Genomic DNA, 18,877 nt, shown 5'->3' with positions numbered 1-18,877 from the left:
ATTGTGCTATTTCGTGTTCACGACCAGCGGCATTAGCCGCGAAACGTCTGTAGCATTCAGGCCAAGCAAAGCATTAAAGGTGCAGAGCACCGGAACAAACGGTAAATGTTTCGGTACTATGTACCTTTAAAATCCATCTTCGTTCCTTTTACTACAGACGTTTGGCGGCTAATGCCGCTGTTCGTAAGCTCAGAATCTCGTTCAATTCAGCACATTTTTTGCCAAGCCTTAGAGGCTGGTTCCAGGGTTCCAAGGTTCAGCCGGCACTTCGACTTCGCTCAGTGACCGGCTGAACCTTGGAACTCTGGAACCTTGGTTCTAATGCGAATCCCGCGTTACTGAATCGCCCGATCCACCTTTGAGGAAATCCAGATCTGCGCCCAAGTGGGATTGGGTGACGTGCTGCTGGTACAAATACACGTACCCTCTGGCTTCAAAAGTTGGAGACTGCCAGACGGCTCTACGCTTGGCCAATTCTTCCTCACTTACTTCCAGATTAAGGCTGCGTGCATCGACATCCAACTCAATAAAGTCTCCATTCTGCACCAAGCCTAGCGTTCCCCCTGCTGCTGATTCCGGCGAGATGTGCAGCACCACGGTGCCAAAGCCCGTTCCACTCATCCGGCCATCGGAAATGCGCACCATGTCTTTTACACCCTTTTCCAATAATTTGATGGGTAAGGCCATATTGCCAACTTCAGGCATCCCAGGATATCCTTTGGGCCCTACGGATTTGAGTACCATGACACAACTTTCGTCAATGTCCAATTCTGGATCATCGATGCGGGCATGGTAATCTTCGATGTTTTCAAAAACTACTGCCCGGCCCCGGTGCTTGAGCAATTCCGGAGTGGCCGCTGAAGTTTTGATGACGGCACCATCTTCGGCCAAATTCCCTTTGACCACTACAATCCCCGAAAGTGGGTTGATGGGTTGTTCCAGGTCGCCGATGATGGCTTTATTGTAGTTGTCGAATTCCTTGGCATTGTCGGTGATGGGCCGACCATTGACCGTGATGGCCGGGTGCAACATGTCCCCCATCTCACGCATCAGCGCGGGCAGGCCACCAGCATAATAAAAATCCTCCATGAAGAACTGTCCCGAAGGCTGTAGGTTGGCCAAGAGCGGTACTCCGCGGGAATGCACGTCAAAATCGTCGAGGCTCAATTCAACCCCAATGCGCCCGGCCATAGCTAGCAAATGGATCACGGCATTGGTGTAACCGCCAATGGCCGCATTGACCATGATGGCATTTTCAAAAGCTTCGCGGGTGAGGATATCAGAAAGGCGGAGGTTTTCCTTCACCATTTCCACAATACGCATGCCCGAGTAATGCGCCAATACCTTACGGCGGGAATCTGGGGCAGGGATGGCGGCGTTGCCAGGAAGTGACAATCCAAGGGCTTCCACCATACAAGCCATGGTGGAAGCCGTACCCATTACGGCGCAATGGCCCCGGCTACGGCCCATACAGGCCTCGGCGTCGCGGAATTCCTCTTCGCTCATTTGCCCCGTTTTGAAGGCTTCATTGAAACGCCAAACATCGGAGGTACCAATGTCACCCCCCTTGTATTTGCCCGTCAGCATAGGGCCACCCGACACCACCAGCGTAGGAATGTTGACACTACAAGCTCCCATCACCAACGAAGGGGTAGTTTTATCGCAACCACACAGGAGTACTACGGCATCCATGGGGTTGGCCCGAATCGATTCCTCTACGTCCATACTGGCCAGGTTGCGGTACAACATGGCAGTGGGCTTGATGAGCGTTTCGCCGAGGGACATTACAGGAAACTCGACGGGGAAACCACCTGCTTCATAAATGCCGTGTTTGACCGATTCGGCCAATTCGCGGAAATGGGCATTGCAGGGAGTGAATTCCGACCAGGTATTACAAATGCCAATGACGGGTTTGCCTCTAAATTCGTGATCGGGAATGCCCTGGTTTTTCATCCAGGCGCGGTAAATGAAGCCGTCTTTCCCTTTTTTTCCAAACCAGCCCTGGCTACGCAGGGGTGATTGATTTTCTTCAGAGTTTTGTTTGCTCATGTTTTCTTGCGCTAATGTTTGGCAATAAAGATAGCGGTGGAAAGATGATCGGACGAAAAAATAGCTAAGAAAATTAGGAAAAACCTTGCTCCCATCGATAAAAATTGACTTCAAAGGGCACAATTGGCATATTTGCAAATAAGTGTGTGTAAGTAAAAAGCCTAAACTATGTTAATCCCACATTTTTTTCATAAATTCATGCCATCTAAAAACCTGAAGCAACATGGGTATCACATTTTTCATTCTAGTCTTTTTCGCTTTGTTTCTGTTTTTCTCCGGTATTTTTACCGTAAAACAGCAAACCGCTCTGGTGATCGAACGTTTTGGCAAATTCCACAGCGTACGGACCGCGGGCCTGCAGTTCAAAATCCCCTTCCTGGACCGCACGGCGGGCCGTCTCAACCTAAAAATCCAGCAATTGGACGTTGTTGTGGAGACCAAGACCAAAGACAACGTTTTCGTCCGCTTGAAGGTTTCGGTACAATTCAACGTACTGTCCGACAGCATTTACGATGCGTTTTACAAACTTCAGAACCCTACCGAGCAAATTACCGCGTATGTATTTGATACGGTGCGCGCCGAAGTACCCAAAATGCGCCTCGACGATGTGTTTGAACGCAAAGACGATGTTGCCCTTGCCATTCGCCGCGAATTGGAAGAAGCCATGAATGATTATGGTTATGGCATCATCAAAGCCTTGGTAACGGACATCGATCCCGATCAGGCTGTAAAAAATGCCATGAACCACATCAACGCTGCCGAACGCCAAAAACTGGCCGCAGAATACGAAGCTGAATCGGAGCGCATCCGCATCGTAGCCCGTGCCAAAGCTGAAGCCGAATCCAAACGCCTACAAGGTCAGGGTATCGCTGATCAGCGCCGGGAAATTGCGCGAGGTTTGGAGGAATCGGTGGATTTGCTCAACAAAGTGGGCATCAATTCACAGGAAGCTTCTGCTTTAATCCTGGTTACCCAGCATTATGACACCCTGCAACAAATTGGTCAGCACAGCCACAGTAACCTGATTTTGTTGCCCAACGCACCCACGGCGGCCAGTGACATGTTGACCCAAATGATCACTTCCTTTGTGAGTACACAAGAATTGGCCGAGCAAATGAAGATCAAAAATGCAAAACCCAATCCCAATGTAAAGGTGCTGGATGCCCCCAAAGAAGAAATTTATCTGGAAAAGGAACAAAAATAATGTTCCATCCATGAAGCACTCTCACCAAATCTGGTGAGGGCGCTTCATGGTATATCTGTAATTTGGGCTAACTTAAGCCCATACAGGCGACAAAAGGGTTTGCTCAGGTGTTGTTTTAAAAAACCATTGCTTGCGCTATCGTGTGGTCAATCGGAGCAAGCATACCTAGTCTTTGTTGTTGGAATTGGTCAATCCCAATTTTACGGAATTGAGGCATTATCAATTTCAGGCCGATCCTGTGCCCGTTCTCCTACGCGCCGATACTTTAGGCGTCAAGCGAATTTTCAAACAGCGTCCTATTTTACATCAAAATTTCCAAATCCCCATCGACCTGCCTGCAGGGGATTCTATGGTATGTATCCTTTACTTTGCACCGATGCTCCTCCCACTCAACTTTAACCTCTTTTTGTGGGAATAAAACGAACGCAGCACTACTCAACGAACCGTTGAATCGATGCAACTGCAAGCGTTTGGAAAATTTTCCTCAGGATGAATAATTTGATTGTCACATTATGCAGTAGCAGCTTCGCTGCATTTATGTAGAAAAGGGGAAGGGATTTGTGGGGGAAAGATTGGGGATAATTGGATGGTATCGAAAACTTGGATGGGGCAGCCACAAAGGGCTAACGCTACGATGCATTGCTGAGAGCATAATTTTCCAAATAAATCCTTTCACAATTTTTTTATCTTAGCATATCATTCTTCCTATCCGCCAAAACGTTATTTTTAAATTTTTTTATTAATCTTCACCCCGGCAAAAGGATTTCCCTATTTTCACCTGTGTCAGATTAAACTACAAAGGATCATGCAGAGAGGCAATAAAACCAAAAAATATTGGCTATGGCTGGCTGGACTAGGCGCCATTGGTAGCATTTTGCTGCTGTCGGAATGCGCCAAAGGCCCCGACGCTTTGGGGACAGCCCTACCCGATGTTGTCGATTTTAACTTTCACGTCAAACCCATTTTGTCCGACCGTTGCTTCAAGTGCCACGGCCCCGATGCCCAAAAGCGCGAGGCAGATTTGCGATTGGACACCAAAGAAGGACTCTTTCAGGCCTTGGAGAAGCACAAAGACCAGTTCGTGGTCGTGCCCGGCAAGCCCGAAGGCAGCGAAATGTGGCGTCGCCTCAACCACGAAGACCCGGACCAACTGATGCCCCCACCCAACAGCAACCTCAGCCTGAATGAAACGGAAAAAACCATCATCCGGCGCTGGATTGCCCAGGGAGCGAAATACCAAAAACACTGGGCTTTTATTCTGCCCCAAAAAGCCCCCCTGCCCAAAGTCAAAAACGAGAACTGGGATAGCCCCATCGACCGCTGGGTACTCGCCAAAATGCAAGATATGCGCTTGGAGCCCAACGACCGCGAAGAATGGCCCCGCCTGATCCGCCGCGTTTGCCTCGACCTTACCGGACTGCCACCTACCGAGGCCGTGATGAAAAAATTCGGTGCGGATGATTCGCCAGCCAATTACCGCCGCCTGGTCGATTACCTTTTGAAGCTGCCTACTTTTGGCGAGCGAATGGCCACACATTGGCTCGACGTGTCCCGCTACGCCGACTCACACGGCTACCAGGACGACGGGCCGCGCACGATGTGGCCCTGGCGCGACTGGGTCATCCACGCCTTCAATACCAATATGCCGTTCAACCGCTTTGTGAGCTGGCAAATCGCGGGTGACTTATTGCCTAGTCCGACCAAAGAAATGCTGCTGGCCACGGGTTTCAACCGCAACCACAAAATTACCCAGGAAGGGGGCGTCATTCAGGAGGAATACCGCATTGAATACGTCACCGACCGCACCAATACCTTCAGCAAAGCCTTCATGGGCCTGACGATGGAGTGCTCAAAATGCCACGATCACAAGTACGACCCGATCACCCAGAAGGAATATTATGAGCTGTTTTCCTTTTTCAATAGTGTACCCGAAGTGGGGCTATTTGGCGATATTTCCGCCGTTTCGCTGGCCGATCCACCCCGCATGTACATCCACAATGCCACGGTGCGCGACACTTTGCCATTTATCAACAAAAAGCCTACTGATACGGCCGTGGTGATGATTATGGAGGAGTTGCCCAAGCCACGTACCACTTACATCCTCAAGCGGGGCCAATACGACGCTCATGCGGATTCCGTACAACGTGGAACCCCCAAAGCGGTGCTGGCCTTTGACAAAAAATTCAAAGCCGATCGCGCCGGGCTAGCCGAATGGCTGTTCAGTCCCAAACACCCTCTTACTGCCCGGGTGTTTACCAACCGCATGTGGATGGAGTTTTTTGGCACGGGTATTGTCAAATCCTCAGAAGACTTTGGCAACCAGGGCGAATTGCCGACCCATCCCGAGTTACTGGATTGGTTGGCGGTCGATTTCCGCGACAATGGCTGGGATGTCAAACGCCTGATCCGACAAATTGTCCTCTCCGCAGCTTACCAGCAATCGGCGGCCATCAGCAAACGCAAGCAGGAACTTGACCCCGAAAACCGCTACCTCGCCCGTGGGCCGCGCATGCGCATGAGCGCCGAGATGATCCGCGACAACTGGTTGGCTACCTCTAATCTGATCAACCCAGAAGTGGGCGGCCCCAGTGTAAAACCCTACCAACCCGAAGGATTGTGGGAAGACATGAACCCTGGCCGTGGGCCGCTGATGTTTTACAAGCAGGACAAAAAAGAAAAACTCTACCGACGAAGTTTGTATACCTTTTGGAAGCGCACCGCTCCGCCACCCTTCATGCTGACCTTCGATGCGCCAATGCGTGATTACTGCACGCCCAAACGCACCAGCACCAACACGCCGCTGCAAGCACTCAATATGCTGAATGACCCACAAATGTTGGAAGCAGCGCGCTGGCTGGCGGCCAATTTGCTCAAAAAAACGGGCAATGGGGAAACGGCAGTCAGCAAGGCTTTTGAGCGCATCCTGGCCCGCAGCCCGGAAAGTTCGGAGCTGAAACAACTGCTGGCTTATTACCAAATGCGGCGCAAGGAATTACAAACCGATAAAAACCGTGCGGAAAAAATGCTCCAAGTCGGCGAAGTCGCTCAAGCCAAAGGCGTCAACCCCAGCGAATGCGCTGCCCTCAGCGAAGTGGTCCAAATCATTTACAACATGGATGAAACCATCACAAAGTAGTTTGATCATGCAAAAGGAAATTCTCGAATCCAAACTCAATATCAACCGCCGTGCTTTCTTCTCCAAAATGAGCATCGGCATCGGTTCACTGGCCTTGGGCTCCCTGCTGATTCCCGATTTGTGGAAAGGTAATGAAGACGACTTGGCGGCCATGTTGCCTGGCCTGTCGCACTTTGCACCCAAGGCCAAACGCATCATTTACCTCTTCCAGTCGGGGGCACCTTCCCAATTGGAAACCTTCGATTACAAGCCCAAACTGCGCGAAATGTTTGGCCAGGAGCTCCCTGCATCCATCCGACAAGGCCAACGCTTAACCGGGATGACCAGTGGACAAAGTGCCTTCCCGATCGCGCCGTCCTACATCAACTTCAAACAATACGGGCAAAACGGCACCTGGATCAGCGACTTTTTTCCCCACATTGGCAAAATTGCCGACGACATTTGTGTGATCCGTACCCTGAATACCGAAGCCATTAACCACGACCCGGCCATCACTTTTTTCCAAACTGGCAACCAACAATCGGGTCGCCCGAGTATGGGCGCCTGGATGAGTTATGGCTTAGGTAGTGAAAATGAAAACCTGCCCGCTTTTATGGTGCTGACCAGTCGGGGCAAGGGCAATAGTCAGGGTTTGTACGCCCATCTTTGGGGCAGCGGATTCCTTGATTCCGTGCACCAGGGCGTGATGTTGCGCGGGGGTAAAAACCCCGTGTTGTACCTCAAAGACCCGGAAGGTATGAGCCAAGCCGAGCGGCGGCAGATGTTGGACCAAATTGCCGCATTGAACCAAAACAGCTACGAGCAAATGGGCGACCCCGAAACCCTGGCGCGCATCCAGCAATACGAAATGGCCTACCGCATGCAAACTTCGGTGCCTGAGCTGATGGACTTGAAAGACGAGTCGGATTATACGGTGAAATTGTATGGGCCCGATTGTTTGGTGCCGGGCACTTATGCCGCCAATTGTTTGCTGGCGCGGCGTTTGGCTGAGCGCGGGGTGCGTTTTGTCCAACTTTACCACCAAGGCTGGGATCAGCACGGCAACCTGCCCAATGAAATGGGTGGCCAGGCCAAAGACGTAGATCAAGCTTCAGCAGCCTTGATCACCGACCTGAAACAAAGAGGTTTGCTGGAAGATACCCTGGTCATTTGGGGCGGTGAGTTTGGACGTACCGTGTATTGCCAAGGGGAGTTTAAGGCCGACAATTATGGCCGCGATCACCACCCCCGCTGCTTCAGCATTTTTATGGCGGGCGGTGGAATCAAGCCAGGGATCACTTACGGTGAAACCGACGATTTTAGCTACAACATTGCAAAAGACCCTGTACACATCCACGATTTCCAGGCCACTATCATGAACCTAATGGGCCTCGACCACGAGAAGTTGATCTTTAAACACCAGGGGCGGCGGTACCGATTGACGGATGTGAGTGGGAAGGTGGTGCCGGGGATCATGGCGTAAACAAACCAGTTAATCAATCAAATCACCTCAGTAGTGATGTACAATCGAAGTTTGTACTTGAATTTGTGGCCCAAAATCCTCGCCGAAGGCGGACACTAAACAGTCGTACACAATGAATACTCGCTTTGTCTCCATACTCGAAAACCTGCGCTTTTTCCTGAGCATTCTACTCGTTTTTTTGCTGGTTTTTGAAAAATACATCCAGCTCCCCGCCTTCCTGGCCGTTTTGGGGCGGATGCACCCTTTGATTTTACACTTCCCCATTACGCTGGCCGCAGTGGGAGGTATCGGGCTTTTGTTTCCCGCCAAATACGAAATGGCAGCCTGGGCTCGGAAGATGGAATTTTGGTCGGTCACTGCCTCTATTACGGCCCTGACCGCCCTATTTGGTCTGTTTTTATCCCGCGAAGGGGGTTATGACGAAGCCACCTTGAATTGGCACAAATATTCAGCAGCAGCCTTGACACTGGGGGCCGGGTATTTGGCCTGGCGATTTGGGAAAGGCAGCTTGCGGGCTGGGTTTGTGCCTTTTGGTTTGGCTACGCTAGCGCTCACCCTCATTTGTGGACACCAAGGTGGAGTGTTGACCCACGGTAGCAATTTTTTACTAGAACCCATTCGACCTACTGCTGCCGCAAGCCCAGTAATGGCGGATGTGCAAAAGGCGGAAGTATTTCGGGATGTAGTGCGTCCGATCCTGGAAAAAAAGTGCTTCAACTGCCACAATCCCAACAAAACCAAGGGCGACCTGCTGATGACTACTTTGGAAGGTTTTAAAAAAGGTGGGGAAAATGGCCCCATTTTTATCCCCTTCCTACCCGATTCCAGCCACATGATCATTGCGGCCCATCTACCCGAAAATGACGACCGACACATGCCACCCGCCGGGAAGCCCCAACTGACCCCGGATGAGTTGAAAATCATCCATTTTTGGATCAAAAAAGGCGCTGATTTTGGTGCCAAAGTGAGCGCATATTTGCCCAACGACACTTTGGCGATCTGGACCAAAAGTATCCCCACGGCAGCAGCGGCCTTACCTAAAATTCCCTCCGCTTCCGAAAAAAACATTGAATCGCTCAAGAGTAATTTTTGCAACATCCGGCCCTTGGCACAAGGCAGCCCCTATTTGGAAGTTGTGGTGCTCAATCACCAGGATTATCAGGCGGATGTGTTCAAAAAATTGCAAAAAATCAGTAAGAACATTTATCGACTGGAAACTTCCGGTGCGCCAGTGACCGATAAGGAAATCAGTGCCATTGCGGATTTGGAAAATTTGCGAGAGTTGGGTTTGGGCCGAACCAAAATTACCGGAAAAACCCTGCCAGAGCTGCTTCAATTGAAACACTTGCAGGTGCTTAAGCTGCACGCGAATCAGTTGAAAGCCAAAGACATTGAACCCTTATTGGGCAGCAAGCAGTTGCACCTGTACCTCTGGGGCAATCCACTTCAAGAAAAAGAATTGGCCCAATTGCGCAAAAAAGCAGGCAGCATGAAACTGGATTTGGGAACTCCGCCCGATACCGCCGTGCTGCAACTCAACAAACCCATCGCTGAAAAACCAGTAGCCTATTTTCAAAACTCTACGGAGCTGGTACTCAGTCATCCTCTGCATGGCGTCAAAATTTATTACACCACCGATGGCCGCAATCCCGAAGGAGAAAAGGGGATTGGCAAGGTCTATAAAGACCCAATTTTGGTTAAAAACGACCTACAAATCAAATATCGGGCCGAGTTAGATGGCTGGCACGCCAGTGTTATGGATTCATTGGCTTTCAAAAAGACCCGCTTTATCCCCGATCGTTTTGAGCTAAAAACACCCGCCGACCCCAAATACATGGGGGGGGGCGATTCCGTTATTTTTAACTTGGCCAAAGGTGGCCCCAATCACACCGTCAATGATGGATGGTTGGGTTTTCACAGTACGGCTAACTTGGACGTAGAGTGCTTTTTTAAAAATCCACCTGAAATCCAAAAAGTGAGCATCGGCATCCTGCTCATTGACAATGCCTATATTACCCCACCAGTGAGTTTGGAAGTTTGGGGCGGCAATACCAAAGGGCAATGGGAAAAAATAGGTACCCAAAGTTTCCCGATTCCCGAGGGGCCACAATACGGCAATCGTTATTACGACTGCAAGGTCAAACCAGGGAAATACGCCTATTTGAAAGTGGTGAGCAAACCCATTGCCAAATTGCCGAAGTGGCACCGGGGGAAAGGGGAACCGGGTTGGCTCTTTGTGGATGAGGTGCTGATCAATTAACGAGCAATTGTCGTAACGGGAACGTATCCTGCACAATTCTGGATTGTTTTTTACCCAGGCTAGATCAATAATCAAAGCTCGGTCGTATTTAGCACTAAAACTCGCTATGCACCGCTTAAGCTTATGGATTTTGTTGACTTGTATAACTTTGACCAGTTTTGCGCAGGAATCTGCGGTGGTTTCCCAATTGGAAGCCAATGAACAAGCAGATACACTCAACTCCTTAGTCAAGGTCGATACAAACCCACAAAAAAAAGTCAAGATTTTTGCAATTCCCCTCGTTTTTTATTCACCAGACACCAGATTGGGTTTAGGAGCAGGCGGCATTGCAACTTTCAGGCCAGCAGGAACTCCCCAGCCTTCAAATGTTACTTTTAGCCTTGCTTATACCCAAAGAAAACAATTGTTGGTCTGGTTTCCTTACCAGATTTATTTTGGAAGGGAAAAATATGTGGCTTTTGGTGAAGTAGGCTGGTTTCGTTACGTGTACCAATTTTTTGGAATTGGCAACAACATCGACAACGATTATTTGGAAAAATACACCACCGAATTTCCCAGGGTGCGCATCACCCTATTGCGAAATGTCAAAAACGGCAATGCGTTTGGGCTGCGCCTCGCTTACGACAACTTCAACATTACGCAATACGACTCCAGTGGTCTGCTGCTCCAAAAAAACATCATCGGATGGCAAGGAGGTCAGTCGGCGGGAGCGGGTTTGGTGTGGTGGAAAGATACCCGCAACAACCGCTTTTATCCCACCAAGGGTTGGTTCATTGAATCTTCTTTGTTTTTTGAAAACAGTTGGACCGGATCTGATTACAAATATTCTCGCTTCAGCATAGATGCCGCCAAGTATTTTGCGCTTGGAGAAAAGAATGTGCTGGCCTTACACGGAATGGCTATTGGTACCGTAGGAGATGCTCCATTTTTTAACACTGCTTTCTTGGGAGGTACTAAGCGCCTGCGTGGTTATTTTGAAGGAAAATACCGGGATGATCACCTTTTGTTGGCTCAAGCTGAATTGCGACGAGAGCTTTTCGGGAGAATTGGGGGTGCGGTGTTTACAGGAGTAGGTACTGTTTTTGGTACACCCGGAGAATCAGCCAAAATCAGGCCAAATGTTGGTCTAGGCGTTCGCTTTCAGGTGGATAAAAAACAAAAACTGAACATTCGGGCAGATTATGGGATTGGCGTGAAAAATCAGGGATTTTATTTGACTTTTGGGGAGTCGTTTTGAATTGGGCGTCCTTTGTGGACGCCCAATCGATGGACATCCCGTAGAGGCGTCCCTATGTGGACACCCATAGCACGGACACCCACGTAGGGGTGTCCCTACAGGTATCCTTGCGCTTGGAGGGTAAACAGTTCGGCGTATTTCCCTTTTTTTGCCAGCAGCTCTTCATGGCTACCAATTTCTTCCAATTGCCCATTTTCCAGTACCAAAATGCGGTCAGCCATACGTACTGTGGAAAAACGGTGTGAGATCAATACCGCGGACTTACCCGAGATCAATTCCGCAAAACGTTGGAAAACTTCGTGTTCGGCACGGGCGTCCAGGGCTGATGTGGGTTCGTCAAGAATCAACAATTGGGCATTGCGCATGTAGGCACGCCCGAGGGCGATTTTTTGCCATTGCCCCCCCGATAATTCCACGCCGTTTTTGAAACGCCGACCCAACATTTGTTCGTAACGCTCGGGCAGTTGTTCGATGACCGTATTGGCCAGGCTTTTTTCGGCTGATTCCAACACATCATCTCGTTCATCTTTGTGCAGGATGTTGCCTACCGCAATGTTCTCGCCTGCCGTTAATTGGAAGCGGATGTAATCCTGAAAAATGATGCCAATGTTTTGGCGCAGCGATTGAAGGTTGTAATCCCGGAGGTCTACCCCATCGATGAGGATACGTCCTTCGGTGGGTTCATACAAACGAGCCAGGAGTTTGACCAAAGTTGTTTTCCCCGCGCCATTCTCACCCACCAGAGCTAATTTCTCACCTGCATTGAGTGTGAAAGACAGGTTGCGAATGGCCCAACGCTCCTGGTCAGGGTACTTGAAACTGACGTTTTCAAAAACAAAACCACTTTGTATTTTATCTGGAAAATGCTGGCTGCCCGGCTTAGAGGTGATTTCCGGCTCTATGTTGAAAAAATCAAAGAGGTCTTTGAGGTACAAGGCGCTTTCGGCAATTTTGGAAAAACGGGTCATCACCCCTTCCAGCAGGCCATGCAAACGTTGGAATGAGCCGGTCAAAAAAGTAAGCGATCCTATCGTAATTACACCACCCACGGTTTGAAGTGTGATCAAAATATAGGCACCATAATAGGCCATTGAACCCAGCGCTGCCAACAAAAGCCCCCAAAAGGAACGTTTGATCACAATCTTGCGATTGGCCAGAAAATATTGGTGGGAGAGTTTTTTGAAACGTTCGATGATAAAATTGGAGAGGTTGAAAATTTTGACCTCCTTGGCGGTTTCGTCGCTGGCACCGATGTAGCGTAGGTAATCCAATTCTCGTCGTTCGGGCGTCCAGTTCAGGGACAAAGAATAAGATTGTTGATTGAAATAGGATTCGCCCAAAAAAGAGGGAATCACGGCTACGATCAGGATCAGAATCAACCACGGATTGAAGGCTATCAAACCCGCGCCCAGAAAAAGAATGGTGATGATGTCCTGAAATTGGGTCAACACTTGTGACATCAGCACCGTTCTATTCGTTGTTTGGCGGCGCGCGCGTTCCATTTTGTCATAAAATTCGGGGTTTTCAAACTGAAACAAGTCTAACTTGGCCGCATGTTGCATGATGTCAACTGAGGTACGGTTGGAGACTAGGTCTCCCAACAGGTTCTCAGTCAAGCCAATACCCCGGTTGAGAAAATCCGAAACAATCACAATGGCAAATTCAGCACCCACCCAAGTCCACAATTGGCTCAGGTCTTTTTCAGGCGCATTGATCAAACGAATGATTTCGTCCACAATCAACTTGCCCAGATAAAGGGTAAGTAAAGGTACACCGGCCTTCAAGAGGCGCAAAATGATGTTGATGGTCGCCAGACGGGGTTCGGTTTGCCAAATCAGGGCAAAAAACGAGGGTAGATTTTTTAGCGCGGAAAACTGGTCGGCCAGTTTGACTTTTTTTGACGTAGTACTCATAACATGAAATTACAATAAACCGGGAGAAAAGTTTAATGGTTGAGAAAGTTGAGGAGTTGAGAAGGTTGAGGCTACCGCGAGCGATTTTGACAAAGTCCTTGTCTAAGTCACTCGCGGTAGCCTCAACTTTCTCAACTCCTCAACTCTTCAACATTTCAACATTTCAACTTCTTCCTTACCTTTACCAGTATGGAGAATGAGTTGCAAGAATTGATCGGTATCCTCGAATTGTTAAAAATCGAAAAAAAGGAAGACTTCGAACAGCACCGCAAAGTGATGGACAGCCTCAGTCCAGAGCAGCGGCGAGCGAAGGGGCTGGCCTGGTATCCCTTAAATGCGATCCAGCAAGGATATACGATTGGAGAACGGGCCTTTGTGGTGGTGGAACGCACGCAGGGTAAAGGGCAAGAGCACCAGTTTCGCGCGGGCAAAACCGTACGTTTTTATACCCAGCACAGCGATGTACACAATCCCGAACGCAATGGCGTGGTGTATTACGTGGATAAAGACAAAATGCGCATCATCCTCAATACCCGCGATTTGCCGGACTGGATCGGCATGGGGCAACTCTCGGTAGATATTTTGTTTGATGAACGTACCTACATCGAAATGGAAAAGGCGATGCAAAAGGTCATCTCCGCACCTAAGGGACGTTTGCAAGAATTGCGTTCCGTACTGCTTGGTCTAAAACCAGCCCATTTTTCCCCCATCGAAACGCCCATTAAAATCGCCTCCCTCAATCCTTCGCAAAACCTGGCCGTAACCCAAATCCTGGCCGCACAAGAAGTCGCCGTTATTCATGGCCCCCCAGGCACGGGTAAAACCACCACCCTGGTGCAAGCCATTAAATTGCTGGCGGAAAGGGAAAAAACGGTGCTCGTCACTGCACCCAGCAATACAGCAGTAGATTTATTGAGTGAAAAACTGGCGGAGCAAGACTTGCGTGTGGTGCGGGTGGGCAACATTTCAAGGGTAGATGAGAGCATTGTCAAGCACACCCTGGAGTACCAAATCTCCCAACACCCGGAGAGCAAAAATGTCAAAAAGGTTAAAATTCAAGCCGCTGAATGCCGCCGCCAGGCCAATCGTTTGCGCAGCAAACGGGGCTACGAAGCCTACGAAGAACGCAAAAAAATGGAGCAGGAAGCAGCGGAGCTTTCGGCTTGGGCCAACTCGCTAGAGCAACGCCTCATCGATATGATTCTGGACGACGCGCAGGTCATCTCTTGTACCCTGGTGGGCGCGGCGCATCCGGTGCTCGATCAGCGCAAGTTCCGCACGGTTATTGTCGACGAAGCCGCACAGGCCCTGGAGCCTGCCACCTGGATTCCGATTACCAAAGCCTCCAAAGTAGTGCTTACCGGTGATCCCTTCCAGTTGCCCCCTACGGTCAAATCATTGGAGGCAGCCAAAAAAGGCTTCAACATCACCATGATTGAAAAATGCCTGAAGCGGCTGCATCAGGTCAACCTCCTCAATATCCAATACCGCATGAACGAAGCCATTATGGGCTTCAGCAACCGTCAGTTTTACAAAAACGAACTGACGGCCGCCCCCATGGTAAAGGACCGGAAATTGGAGATTGAGCTCAATGCTCCGGTCATTTTTATTGACACTGCGGGTTGTGGTTTTGATGAAAAAGTGCACCATGCCTATCAAAGCAAATACAACCCCGAAGAATTTCAAATTCTGCGCGAGCACTTGTACCTGTTGGCAGAAGCCTTTTTGGAAAAAGAACCTCCCTCTATCGCCATCATCTCTCCCTATCGAGAACAAGTCATGCACATTCAGGAAGAATTGAAGGGTGATCCCTTGCTCAGCAAACTGGATTTGGACATCAATACCATCGATGGTTTTCAAGGGCAGGAAAAAGACGTAGTGTTTATCTCGCTGGTGCGCTCAAATGTGAAGGGCGAAATCGGTTTCCTGAGCGATTATCGGCGCATGAACGTAGCGATGACGCGGGCTCGGAAACAGCTGATTATTGTAGGTGATAGCGCCACGATTGGCAACAACAAATTTTATGGCGAGTTTCTGACCTATTGCGAGCAGGTGGGTGAGTATCGGAGTGCTTGGGAGTATATGCAGAGTTGAAAGAGTGAAGAGTGAAGAGTGAAGAGTGAAGAGTGAAAAACAAAGGCTCCTGCTTATCGAATTTATCGATGCCGGAGCCTTTGCTTTTTACTTTTGGCTTTTAGCTATTCGCTTAATAAGTCCAAAGGTCATGTTCCAGGTTAAAGATTTCCTGCTTGATCTTGTCAGCTTCCAGCAGCAGATCGCGGCCAGTGAACTGATCTTGCAAACGCAGGTCTTTTACGTTGGAAGTTTTGTAGATGTAGCTGGAGAAGTAACGCATCTCAAACACGTCTTCCCAGGTCATTGGTGCACCATCGTTTTGGTCGTTGAACACTTTTTCGCGTGCCAACAACTCACGGGCATCTGGGTAATAAATCCAAAACAAGACGTTTTCACCCACTTTATCCCCGGTAGAGGTTTTGATAGGCAATACCGGAGCAACGCCCAGGATACGTACCTGCATGGTGGATGATTCTTTGTCGAAGAACCAGATTTCTTTTACCCGAATACGTTGAACATCCGCAGTAAGGTCGACATCACTTTTGATGATCTGTTGTTTTTGCTCGTAAGTAACGGGGTCAGTCACCATTACCGTATCGATTTTGTACAACAGGCCGTTTACAGCAGAGGTGTCGAGGCGGGTTTTGAATTCTTCATCGGCAAAAATGCGCAGAGGCTTCTCTTTGCTATTGATGGCTTCCAACAAAATTGTTACGAAGGGGCGTTTAGGATAAGCGAACGGAAGGTTCATTTTTTCCCGTACATCAATGATCCGCCAAATGCGCTTCTTCCAAAAAATGTCTGCTTCACGGGGTTGGTCGTAGGGAAGCACGCGTTTTTTGGCCGTAATGCTGCTCTCAACCACATCATCGATCGGGTTGGGCAAACCATCGGTGGGACCCGACTCCGTTTGGATGATATCGATCTGCTGCGCCGCCAGAGGGCCAACAGCGATACACAGGATAAAAAGAAGACCGAATAATTTGGCGGCCATTTTCATATTTTTGCTTTTTACTTTGACAAAAAACTGTACCCAATAAACGAGTTTATTGGGTACAGTAGTATAACGGATTCTTAAAAATTTTCTCAAACGATCAAATGGATTTCATCCTTGAAAAAATGCAGCATCCAATGTATACATATGCCGTATTATTGCACTTTGAAGGTGACTTGGTTGATCTTCCGACCCGCCGCATCTCCAGGGCATTTTGCACGAATGTTGTCAAAAATATAGGAATCACCGGGCTTGGCCTGATTGATAATGTTTCGAGCCTGAGCACCGAATGCACCGCCTGGGTTAGAGACCTGAATAGGGTCTTGACGACGTGGGATGTAAATCACGTTGTAACCTAAGATGTCGCAGCGTGCTTCGAAGTCGAAGTTTTCCAGTACTGGGATTACTCCGCCCTGTGCCTTCAATACCCCGTTGCCAATCTCACCACCCGTGGTATTGTTGATTTTCGCAACTGGGTCTGGAATTGGTTTAACTCGGAATTCAAACGCAGTAGCTTTCAATCCACCACCAGACACCGTAACTGTTGCCCGTCCAGGAGAGGATACACGAGCTGTATACTTACCACCGCCACCAGAAAGAGAAACACCACTTCCCGATACTCTCAATTCGTTGCTGGATACACCAGCAGCTACTACAGATACTGGGTTATCAACCCCCATGTAGAACACGTTCATCTTGTCTGCCGAAACAGTTACCGAACGGCGGCCAACTTCGTATTCAAAATCTTTGGTGTAGGTTTTGCGCTCGTTGGTGGAAGGGTTAGTCAAAGTAACCGCTACTTTGTAAGGACGAACCCCCGTTCCAGAACTAGTTTCAGTAAATTTTGCAACACCATCAACTACTGAAAGTGCACGACCATTTACGGTAATGACGACGTTTTCGGTAATCGACTTAGAAGTAGCGCCAACTGAAATATCTGATTCAAAAGCTTCACCAGCAATGATGTAACTTTTCTTTGCTGAAGAAATAGGAATGAAATTGTCAACTTTGAATTCCACTGCACCAACCTGGCTCAGCAAAAAGTTCAAAATTGCCGCTTCACTACTCTTCATGTCCTGCTGATATTTGGACAACAAAGGGAAAGCTGCTGCAAGAGGAAGTTGTTTGAAGGTATATTCCGACCAAGTACTCACACCCCTTTCTTTCTTCCAGTCATCCTTTCCTACTTTAAGGGTGATGTTGGCTTCCTGCTCGGCAATGGTTTTATCATTGATCAAGGAAATACCTTTGAGGCCTCTCAAAATAGTGACCAGCTTCTCGTGCGTCTCGTTGATGCGATCAAAAAGTTTGTCACCATTTTTTTGTGTGACCATGTAGCGGGTTGTAATATCCTTGTTTTTATATCCTTTTGGTTGACCCGCATGGTGCGCGTCATCTGCGGGATAGTAGCCTCCGGTTTCTTTAACCATTGCTTCGCGCAAGCTTTCAACGTAGCCGTTGAATTCTTTTGACAAAGTTTGCACTTCTTTAGCAGCAGTATTCAACCGCCCATAGACACTGGGGTTGGTTTTTACTGCGTCGGCAAGGTTCAACACCGTTTTATCGTTCGAATCATTCAGAACACTGCTACTGTTTTTAATACCTTTATCGATCACAAAAAAGGCATTGATGATCTTTGCAGAAACGTTGAGGGCAAGCATGGCAGTTAACACGAGGTACATGATGTTAATCATTAACTGCCGCGGCTCCTTTGGAATTGACATGTTTTTTCTTTTTTCCGGGTTAGAAAAATGATTCCGAAATGGGACCGATTACCCTTTGTTGACGTTGGCCATAGCCGTGATCACCGAGCCATATACATTATTCAGAGAAGAATAAGTCGTGTTCAGCTTGGAAATGTTTTTGTTCAGATCCGTCAAACCCTCTTTCACCACTTTGGTTTCTTCAGCAGAGTCAATCAAGTCCGCCATAGCTTCGTTCAACTTGGTGTAGAAGTTGTTCATTGACTTGAGCTGTTCTTTGGTGCCGGAGAAGTCTACTTCTTGCAGCGCTTTCAGCGAGCCCAGGCTTCTAGACATACCTTGCAGTTCTTGCAACATGCCACCCAATTGTTGTTCTACTACCTCACCGTTCAGGGCTGGAGTATTTACAGGAGCAGTGATCGTGGTGAGACCAGGCGTCATTGGCTGCATAGGAGAATTATAGCTATCCAAACCTGGGTATAGTTTTTCCCAGTAGTAGTCTTTATCCGGGCCGATTACACCGATGAAGAGGAAGAGAATAGCCTCCGTAATCATACCGAGAATCAACATTTCGTCGGCGAGAGGCCAAGACATAATTTTGAAAAGTGCACCAAGCAGTACTACGGATGCACCAACACCAATGACAAGGTTTTTGAGGTACTTGAATCCTTTCGATTTCAGGAAGCTCATTGTTCAGGATTTTTTTGATGGTTAGACAAAGAATATGGTTGTTCGTTGGGATTTTTTACCCAGGTTACAATCACAATAATGGAGATTCGGGACAAGGTTACAGTTTTTTGTGGAAAAAGTTGAATGCTTCGGCTTCGCTCAGCATCCGGCGCT

The 18,877-nt window shown here is 48.6% G+C and carries 12 protein-coding genes; 7 read left to right on the top strand and 5 right to left on the bottom strand.

Features of this window, described 5'->3' with window-relative positions:
- Positions 1-318: 318 nt before the first annotated feature.
- Positions 319-2,049, bottom strand: coding sequence for an IlvD/Edd family dehydratase (locus ACEW9O_RS20615; RefSeq protein ID WP_373552091.1), 1,731 nt, complete (start codon positions 2,047-2,049; stop codon positions 319-321).
- A 223-nt stretch (positions 2,050-2,272) separates the two neighbouring features.
- On the opposite strand from ACEW9O_RS20615, the gene ACEW9O_RS20610 reads away from it, so the two are divergent.
- From ACEW9O_RS20610 to ACEW9O_RS20585, 6 genes are all read left to right on the top strand, one after another.
- Positions 2,273-3,253, top strand: a complete 981-nt coding sequence (locus tag ACEW9O_RS20610; protein WP_373552090.1) for an SPFH domain-containing protein — start codon at positions 2,273-2,275, stop codon at positions 3,251-3,253.
- 172 nt (positions 3,254-3,425) lie between these two features.
- Positions 3,426-3,671 (top strand): 7TM-DISM domain-containing protein, encoded by a 246-nt coding sequence (locus ACEW9O_RS20605; RefSeq protein WP_373552089.1) that lies wholly within the window; start codon positions 3,426-3,428, stop codon positions 3,669-3,671.
- A 387-nt stretch (positions 3,672-4,058) separates the two neighbouring features.
- Positions 4,059-6,389 carry a DUF1553 domain-containing protein gene (locus ACEW9O_RS20600; protein WP_373552088.1) on the top strand — a complete coding sequence of 777 codons (2,331 nt, stop codon included), beginning with the start codon at positions 4,059-4,061 and terminating at the stop codon, positions 6,387-6,389.
- 7 nt (positions 6,390-6,396) lie between these two features.
- Positions 6,397-7,851 carry a DUF1501 domain-containing protein gene (locus ACEW9O_RS20595; protein WP_373552087.1) on the top strand — a complete coding sequence of 485 codons (1,455 nt, stop codon included), beginning with the start codon at positions 6,397-6,399 and terminating at the stop codon, positions 7,849-7,851.
- Positions 7,852-7,963: 112 nt separating this feature from the next.
- Positions 7,964-10,111 (top strand): c-type cytochrome domain-containing protein, encoded by a 2,148-nt coding sequence (locus tag ACEW9O_RS20590; protein WP_373552086.1) that lies wholly within the window; start codon positions 7,964-7,966, stop codon positions 10,109-10,111.
- A 106-nt stretch (positions 10,112-10,217) separates the two neighbouring features.
- Positions 10,218-11,348 (top strand): BamA/TamA family outer membrane protein, encoded by a 1,131-nt coding sequence (locus ACEW9O_RS20585; RefSeq protein WP_373552085.1) that lies wholly within the window; start codon positions 10,218-10,220, stop codon positions 11,346-11,348.
- Between the two features lie 95 nt (positions 11,349-11,443).
- Here ACEW9O_RS20585 and ACEW9O_RS20580 read toward each other — a convergent pair whose 3' ends face one another.
- Positions 11,444-13,261, bottom strand: a complete 1,818-nt coding sequence (locus tag ACEW9O_RS20580; RefSeq protein WP_373552084.1) for an ABC transporter ATP-binding protein — start codon at positions 13,259-13,261, stop codon at positions 11,444-11,446.
- Between the two features lie 189 nt (positions 13,262-13,450).
- Between ACEW9O_RS20580 and ACEW9O_RS20575 the strand changes: the two genes are divergently transcribed.
- The gene (locus ACEW9O_RS20575) at positions 13,451-15,355 is read left to right on the top strand and encodes an AAA domain-containing protein (protein WP_373552083.1); all 1,905 of its coding nucleotides are present in this window, start codon (positions 13,451-13,453) and stop codon (positions 15,353-15,355) included.
- A 112-nt stretch (positions 15,356-15,467) separates the two neighbouring features.
- On the opposite strand, the gene gldN is transcribed toward ACEW9O_RS20575, so the two are convergent.
- From gldN to gldL, 3 genes are all read right to left on the bottom strand, one after another.
- A complete protein-coding gene (gldN, locus tag ACEW9O_RS20570) occupies positions 15,468-16,331 on the bottom strand; it encodes a gliding motility protein GldN (RefSeq protein WP_373552082.1) in 864 nt (287 codons plus the stop codon).
- A 155-nt stretch (positions 16,332-16,486) separates the two neighbouring features.
- Positions 16,487-18,055, bottom strand: a complete 1,569-nt coding sequence (gene gldM / locus ACEW9O_RS20565) for a gliding motility protein GldM (protein WP_373552081.1) — start codon at positions 18,053-18,055, stop codon at positions 16,487-16,489.
- Positions 18,056-18,103: 48 nt separating this feature from the next.
- Entirely contained in the window at positions 18,104-18,724 is a 621-nt protein-coding gene (gene gldL, locus ACEW9O_RS20560; protein WP_373552080.1) for a gliding motility protein GldL, read from the bottom strand.
- Positions 18,725-18,877 lie beyond the last annotated feature (153 nt).

Origin of the sequence: Haliscomenobacter sp. (assembly GCF_041740695.1) — a bacterium.
GTDB lineage: Bacteria > Bacteroidota > Bacteroidia > Chitinophagales > Saprospiraceae > Haliscomenobacter.
The sequence above is the reverse complement of the archived record's forward strand: the minus strand, read 5'-3'. Positions and strand labels throughout refer to the sequence as shown.